A 6,148-nucleotide genomic window follows, 5' to 3' on the forward strand; every position below is an offset into this window, starting at 1 on the left:
CGAGCGCGCGCGCCGGCGCGATCGAGGCGGGCGAGCTGCCTCCCGCCGCGGCGCCGCTGTGCCGCTGAGTCACTTCCACCGCTCCCGCGGCTCGCCGGGGCCCGGAACGAGGAGAGGGCCGGCCCCTGAGGACCGGCCCTCTCGAATGAAGCGATGCGAGCGGCGAGCCTACGCCGGCTCGGCCTCGACCTTCACCTTGGCCTTGCCGACCACCTCGCTGTGGAGCTTCACGGGGACCTCGAAGTCGCCCGTGGTCTTGATCGGCTCGGCGAGGTCGATCGAGCGGCGATCGATCTGCAGGCCGCGCGCGGCGAGGGCCTCGGCGACGTCCATCGCCGTGACCGAGCCGTAGAGCTTGTCCTGCTCGCCGACCTTGCGCACGAGGGTGATGGGCGTCTCGGCGAGCCGCTTCGCGACGGCCTGCGCGCTCGCCTTCATCTTCGCGGCCTTGGCGGTCGCGATCGCCTTCTGGTGCTCGAGCTCGCGGACGTTCTTCGGGTTCGCGAGGACCGCGAGGCCGCGCGGGAGCAGGAAGTTGCGCCCGTAGCCGGGCTTCACTTCCACGAGCTCGCCACCCTTGCCCAGGTTCTCGACGTCTTCACGGAGGATGAGCTTCATCGCCGGCCTCCCTTACATCCCGCCCACGGTGTAGGGCAGGATCGCGAGCATGCGGCCGCGCTTCACGGCGGTGGCCACCTCGCGCTGGTGCTTGGCGCAGTTCCCGCTGATGCGGCGGGGGATGATCTTGCCGCGCTCGGTCAGGAAGTACTTCATCTGCGACTGGTCCTTGTAGTCGACCTTCAGCGTCTTGTCGGCGCAGAACCGGCAGACCTTGCGCCGGCCGAAGCCGCGCCGCCCACCGCCCTCGTCGCCGCCGCGATCGTCGCGGTCGCCGCGATCCCCGCGGTCGCCGCCGCCGCGCGGGCCGAACCCGCCGCCGCCGCCGCCACCGCCACCGCCACCGTACCCGCCGCCCCCGAAGCCGCCACCGCTCCGCGGACCGCCGAACCCACCGCTGCTCTTCGGACCACCCATGTCAGGACGTGCCATGGCCTATTCCTCCGCCTCGGGCGCCTCGGCCTCGAACGGCTCCTCGCCAGGGACGAACTCACCGCGCTCCTCGCGCGGCTTCGCCTCGTCCTCGACGGCCTGGATCTTCACGTCGGCCTCGACCTGGCGCGCGTCGAAGTCCACGCCGTCGGCGACCTTCACCGACTGGAACTTCTGGACGACGTCGATCATCTTCAGGTTGCGCTCGAGCTCCTGCACGAGGCCGGGCTGGCCGACGTACAGGACGTGCATGTAGAGCGCCTTCGGGTTCTTGCCGACCGGGAACGCGGTCTTCCGCTTCCCCTGGTTCGTGAACCGGATGACCTTGCCGCTCTCGCGCGTCACGACGCCGCGCAGGCGCTCCTTGATCTCCTCCACCTGGTCGTCGGGCGTCTCCGCCTTGAGCAGGTAGATGGTCTCGTACTCGCGTACGAGCTTCCTCGTCTCCGCCATGTCGCTCCCCTCGGGTCTGAAAGCGGCGGTTCGCCCGCCGCGAGGAGTCGTCTCCGTCTCCGCCGTCCGGCCCCATGCCGACCGGCGGGTGCTGCAGGAGAGTGCTGCTATCCCGCCGCGCTCGCGCGGCGGTTCACCTGATTCATCGCCTTCGCCGCCCCCAGCTCGACCACGAGCCGGGTGGCGTCGGTGGCGCGCACGAGGCAGTCCTCGAGCTCCGCCTCGTCGCCCTTCGAGAACCGGCCGAGCACGTAGTCGGCGGGATCCATCCGCGGCGGCGGCCGGCCCACGCCGACGCGCACGCGCGCGTAGTCGGGGCCGCCCACGTGGGCGTTCACGCTCTTCAGGCCGTTGTGCCCGCCGTGACCGCCCCCGACCTTGAGCTGGATCCGGAACGGATCGAGCTCGAGGTCGTCGTGCACGACGACGAGGTCTTCGCGCCCGAGCTTCCAGAAGTGGAGCGCGGGCCCGACGGACTCGCCGGAGTGGTTCATGTAGGTCTGGGGCTTCATGATCCAGACCCGCTCGCCGCCGGCCCGCCCCTCCGCCAGCTCGGAGGCGAACTTGCGAAGGGAGAACTCGGCCCCGAGGGCGTGCGCGAGCCTGTCGGCAACGAGGAAGCCGACGTTGTGGCGCGTGCGCGCGTAGTCGGGGCCGGGGTTCCCAAGACCGACGACGAGCTTCAAGGGCGTGCCTACTTCTTCGCGCCCTTGGCCTCGGGCTTCTTGCCGGCCTCGGCCGCGGGAGCGGCACCCGCAGCCGCGGGGGCAGCGCCCGCCGGGGCGGCAGCGCCCTCGGCCGGAGCCGCGCCCGGAACGGCGGCCGCCACCGGGGCGACGACCTCTTCCTTCTCGGGCACGGCGAGGAACGCGATCACGTAGTCCGTCGAGTACTTGAACTTGCACCCCTCGGGCGGGGTCAGCTCCGAGACGTGGATCGACGCGCCGATCTTGAGGTTCGTGACGTCCACCTCGATCCGCACCGGGATCTTGGCCGGAAGTGCCTCGAGCACGATCTCGTGCGTCGCGAGCGAGAGGATGCCGCCCTCGGCCTGACCGGCCGCGCGGCCGGTCGTGACGACCGGCACGTCGACCTTCACGGGGCTGTCGAGGCTCACCTCGAGGAAGTCGGCGTGCTCGAGCTTCCGCGAGACCGGATCGACCGCCCAGTCCTTGAAGAGGACGTGCTTGTCGCTGCCGTCGAGCTTCAGGGTGAGGAGCGTGTTGAACTTGTGGGGGGTCTCGATCGCCTTGAGGAGCGCGCTCGGGTCCACCGCGAGGTGGGTCGGCTCCTGCTTGCGGCCGTAGACGACCGCGGGGATGAGGCCCTGCTGGCGCAGCCGGCGGGCGGGACCCTTGCCCTTGCCCTCGCGGCGCTGTGCGTTGACGATGATGTCGGCCATTCTCGTCCTCCCAATGGACTCGGGCCGCTCCGATCGAGGAGCGGAGCGCGAGGGGCCGCCGGATGAGCGTGCCGGCCCTGGGTGGTGTAAGGGCCCCCGACCTTCCGGGAGCCACGGGAGCGCGGGTGATTACCGGAAACCCCAGGGCACGTCAAGTGGTTCCGGGAGGTTCCGGGCGATTGTCGGCAGGGCGCCTCGCGAAGGCGGACCGCGCGAGGGGTAGGGCGCCGAGGCGAAGGGGGTGGTCGCGGCGCTCCGCTGCGCGCGATCAGCGGGAGGGACGCAGTCCCTCCCGGCGGGGAACGGCCGCGCACCCGCGCAGCGGGACGCGCACGCTCACGGGCGGGCGTCTCGCGAGCGCAGGCGCAGCCGGATGAGGCTGCGCCGGAGCGAGCCCGGGGGGTCCGGGGGGACGCGTCTCCTGCGTCCCCCCGGCACGATCACCGGGCGCAGCCCCCGTTCTAAACGAACAAGCTCGACAGGGAGTCCGCGGAGTGGATCCGGCGGACGGCCTCGGCGAGGAGCCCGGCGACGGAGAGGGAGCGGATCTTCCGGCAGGCCTCGGCCTCCGGGCGGAGCGGGATCGTGTCGGTCACGACGACCTCCTCGATCGCGCTCTTCGTGATCCGCTCGACGGCCGGGCCGGAGAGCACCGCGTGCGTCGCGTACGCGTAGACCTTGAGCGCGCCCTTGTCCATGAGCGCGTTCGCCGCCTGGGTGAGCGTGCCGGCGGTGTCGATCATGTCGTCGAGGAGCACGGCGACCTTCCCCTGCACCTCGCCGATGACGTTCATGATCTCGGCGACGTTCGGCTTCGTGCGCCGCTTGTCGATGATGCCGAGGGTGGAGCCGAGCCGCTTCGCGTAGGCGCGCGCGCGCTCCACGCCGCCCGCGTCCGGCGAGACGACGACGACGTTCTGGGCGTCGCCGTCGAAGCGCTTGCGCATGTGCTCGACGAGCACGGGCGCGGCGTAGAGGTGATCGAACGGCACGTTGAAGAAGCCCTGGATCTGGCCGGCGTGCATGTCCATCGAGACGACGCGCGTCGCGCCAGACGCCACGAGGAGGTCCGCGATGAGCTTCGCGGTGATCGGCGAGCGGGAGGCGACCTTCCGGTCCTGCCGCGCGTAGCCGTAGTACGGCATGACCGCAGTGATGGAGCCCGCGGACGCGCGCTTCAGCGCGTCCATCATGATGAGGAGCTCCATCGTGTTCGTGTTCGCGTCGGGGGAGGTGGACTGGACGACGAACGTGTCGAGGCCGCGGACGTTCTCGCCGATCTCGACCTGGATCTCGCCGTCGGAGAAGCGCCCGACCGTCGCGTGGCCGAGGGGGCGCCCGAGCTCCTTGCAGATCGCCTCGGCGAGCTTCCTGTTCGAGTTGCCCGAGAAGACCCGGTAGTCGGGCCGATTACCAAGGAATTGCATCGCGCGCTCCGGCGTGGTCCCGCGAAGAAGAGACGGCGGCCCGGGGAGGGAGGCCGTCGGCGGCGCCACATATACCGGAACCGTCGGACGGACCCAACGGGCAAGCGCGCCCGGCGCGAAACGGCCGGGCCGGGCGGCGCCGTCAGCCGTCGTGCGGGTCGGTGCCGGTCGGGCGGGGGACCGCCCCCTTGTTCACCTCTCGCTCGTACTGAGCGAGGATCGTCCGCTCCATCCGCTCGCGGGTCTCCGTGTTGAGCGGGTGTGCGATGTCCTTGAAGGTGCCGTCCTTGCGGCGCTTCGCCGGCATCGCGATGAAGAGGCCGGTGTTGCCGTGGATCACCTTGAGGTCGCGGATGACGAAGCAGTCATCGAGCGTGATGGTGACGTAGGCCTTCAGCTTCTCTTCGTTCACGGGGAAGACGCGGACCTCGGTGATCTCCATGGCGTAACCCCCGGATGCCGTCGCACCGTCCTCGCGGCGAGGACCATCACGTCCTTGTCGACGACCTCCTTCGCGATCGTCCGCGCCGCTCGCGCCGCCGCGCTCTTGCTGGGAAACAGGCCGAACACGGTGGGCCCGCTTCCGGACATTATAGCGGTCGTCGCGCCGCGACCCACAAGCAGCCCCAAGAGCGTCTTCAGGGGCGGCCGCTCCACGAGACAGGGCGCCTCGAGATCGTTCCCCGCGCGGGACGGCTCGAAGCCATCGAAGCGGGGCGCGAGGCGCTGCCGCCGCCCCTGCCGCGACGCGTCGAGCCAGCGATACGCGTCGCCGGCGCGGATGGCGAGCGCGGGAGCGGTCGGGTAGACGAGCACGAGGTGCTGAGGCGCCACGTCGGCCGGCGTGAGCCGCTCGCCGCGCCCCTCGGCCCACGCCGGTCCGGGCCCGAGGAAGAACGGCACGTCCGAGCCGACCTCGAGGGCGATCTCGGCGAGCGCGGCGGGGTCGCGGATCCGGAGCGCGCGCGCGAGGCAGCGCAGCACGGCGGCCGCGTCGGACGAGCCGCCGCCGAGGCCGGCGGTCACCGGGATCCGCTTCGCGATCCGGATCGCCACGGCGCGGTCGAGGCCGAAGCGCGCGCGGAAGCGCTCCGCGGCGCGCGCGGCGAGGTTCGTGGAGCCGTCGAGCTCGGGGCGGCCGGGCACGCGGCAGGTGACCGGCCCCGGGCGTTCGCCCACCGTGACGTCCACGCCGTCGCACAGGTCGAGCGGGACCATGAGCGAGCGGATGCCGTGGAAGCCGTCCTTCCGCGGCGGGCCGACGCGCAGGACGAGGTTCACCTTCGCCGGGGCGGTCGTCTGGAGGCGCACGTGTGGCTCCTATCACAGCCGGCGCGCGACCCGGGGCGTGGGCGTCACGAACGGCCGGCCGCCGCCTCATGTTCCGCGTTGCGGGCGCCCGGCTTCGAGCCTAGATTCCGCGCCCTTCAAGGAGGAACACCGAAATGTCCCGCATCTTCGCTCGCGCCGCCGTCGTCGGCCTCGCCCTCGTCGCCGTGACCGGCTGTCGGAGCGCGTTCGCGCCCGATCCCGTGGCGCGCCTCTCGGCCGCACCGCAGACGCAGCTCTCCGCGACGGTGAAGCGCGAGGTCGCGCTGCGCACCGGTCCGGACAAGCTCGCCCATGTCGTGGAGCAGCTCCCCGCGGGCGCGTCCGTCACCGCGTCGGACCGGGCAGTCCGCGGCTTCCGCCGCGTCCGCACCGGGGCCGGCCGCACCGGCTACGTCGACGACGCGGCGATCGAGGTCGGCGCCGCCGTCGCCTCGCCCGCCCCGGCGGCGCAGCCCGCGCCGGCGGCCGAGCCGGCCGCGGCCCC

9 protein-coding genes are annotated in these 6,148 nt (G+C 72.1%); 1 reads left to right on the forward strand and 8 read right to left on the reverse strand.

Annotated elements, in window-relative coordinates:
- Nucleotides 1-168: 168 nt before the first annotated feature.
- From rplI to ispE, 8 genes are all read right to left on the reverse strand, one after another.
- A complete protein-coding gene (gene rplI, locus MNY62_RS25015; RefSeq protein ID WP_242347052.1) occupies nucleotides 169-618 on the reverse strand; it encodes a 50S ribosomal protein L9 in 450 nt (149 codons plus the stop codon).
- Nucleotides 619-630: 12 nt separating this feature from the next.
- On the reverse strand, nucleotides 631-1,050 hold the full coding sequence (gene rpsR, locus MNY62_RS25020) for a 30S ribosomal protein S18 (protein WP_242347053.1): 420 nt from the start codon (nucleotides 1,048-1,050) through the stop codon (nucleotides 631-633).
- Between the two features lie 3 nt (nucleotides 1,051-1,053).
- Entirely contained in the window at nucleotides 1,054-1,503 is a 450-nt protein-coding gene (locus MNY62_RS25025) for a 30S ribosomal protein S6 (protein WP_242347054.1), read from the reverse strand.
- Nucleotides 1,504-1,610: 107 nt separating this feature from the next.
- Nucleotides 1,611-2,189, reverse strand: a complete 579-nt coding sequence (gene pth, locus MNY62_RS25030; RefSeq protein ID WP_242347055.1) for an aminoacyl-tRNA hydrolase — start codon at nucleotides 2,187-2,189, stop codon at nucleotides 1,611-1,613.
- A gap of 8 nt (nucleotides 2,190-2,197) precedes the next feature.
- Nucleotides 2,198-2,905: a 50S ribosomal protein L25/general stress protein Ctc gene (locus MNY62_RS25035; protein WP_242347056.1), complete on the reverse strand. Its 708-nt coding sequence runs from the start codon at nucleotides 2,903-2,905 to the stop codon at nucleotides 2,198-2,200.
- Between the two features lie 461 nt (nucleotides 2,906-3,366).
- Nucleotides 3,367-4,332: a ribose-phosphate pyrophosphokinase gene (locus MNY62_RS25040; protein WP_242347057.1), complete on the reverse strand. Its 966-nt coding sequence runs from the start codon at nucleotides 4,330-4,332 to the stop codon at nucleotides 3,367-3,369.
- Between the two features lie 142 nt (nucleotides 4,333-4,474).
- Nucleotides 4,475-4,774, reverse strand: a complete 300-nt coding sequence (spoVG, locus tag MNY62_RS25045; RefSeq protein WP_242347058.1) for a septation regulator SpoVG — start codon at nucleotides 4,772-4,774, stop codon at nucleotides 4,475-4,477.
- Nucleotides 4,741-5,643: a 4-(cytidine 5'-diphospho)-2-C-methyl-D-erythritol kinase gene (gene ispE / locus MNY62_RS25050; RefSeq protein ID WP_242347059.1), complete on the reverse strand. Its 903-nt coding sequence runs from the start codon at nucleotides 5,641-5,643 to the stop codon at nucleotides 4,741-4,743. The genes spoVG and ispE overlap by 34 nt, the downstream gene beginning before the upstream one ends.
- Before the next feature lie 134 nt (nucleotides 5,644-5,777).
- Here ispE and MNY62_RS25055 point away from each other — a divergent pair.
- Nucleotides 5,778-6,148, forward strand: a 371-nt coding sequence (locus tag MNY62_RS25055; RefSeq protein ID WP_242347060.1) for an SH3 domain-containing protein, incomplete at its 3' end; no start/stop codon positions are given.

The sequence above is a fragment of the Anaeromyxobacter terrae genome (assembly GCF_022690685.1).
GTDB classification, from domain to species: Bacteria; Myxococcota; Myxococcia; order Myxococcales; family Anaeromyxobacteraceae; genus Anaeromyxobacter; species Anaeromyxobacter terrae.

Excerpts from the sequence above, each read along its gene's own strand:
- MNY62_RS25035 (WP_242347056.1), bottom strand. The coding sequence starts at position 2,905 with ATGGCCGACATCATCGTCAACGCACAGCGCCGCGAGGGCAAGGGCAAG.
- MNY62_RS25025 (WP_242347054.1), bottom strand. The coding sequence starts at position 1,503 with ATGGCGGAGACGAGGAAGCTCGTACGCGAGTACGAGACCATCTACCTG.
- MNY62_RS25040 (WP_242347057.1), bottom strand. The coding sequence starts at position 4,332 with ATGCAATTCCTTGGTAATCGGCCCGACTACCGGGTCTTCTCGGGCAAC.
- rplI (WP_242347052.1), bottom strand. The coding sequence starts at position 618 with ATGAAGCTCATCCTCCGTGAAGACGTCGAGAACCTGGGCAAGGGTGGC.
- spoVG (WP_242347058.1), bottom strand. The coding sequence starts at position 4,774 with ATGGAGATCACCGAGGTCCGCGTCTTCCCCGTGAACGAAGAGAAGCTG.
- rpsR (WP_242347053.1), bottom strand. The coding sequence starts at position 1,050 with ATGGCACGTCCTGACATGGGTGGTCCGAAGAGCAGCGGTGGGTTCGGC.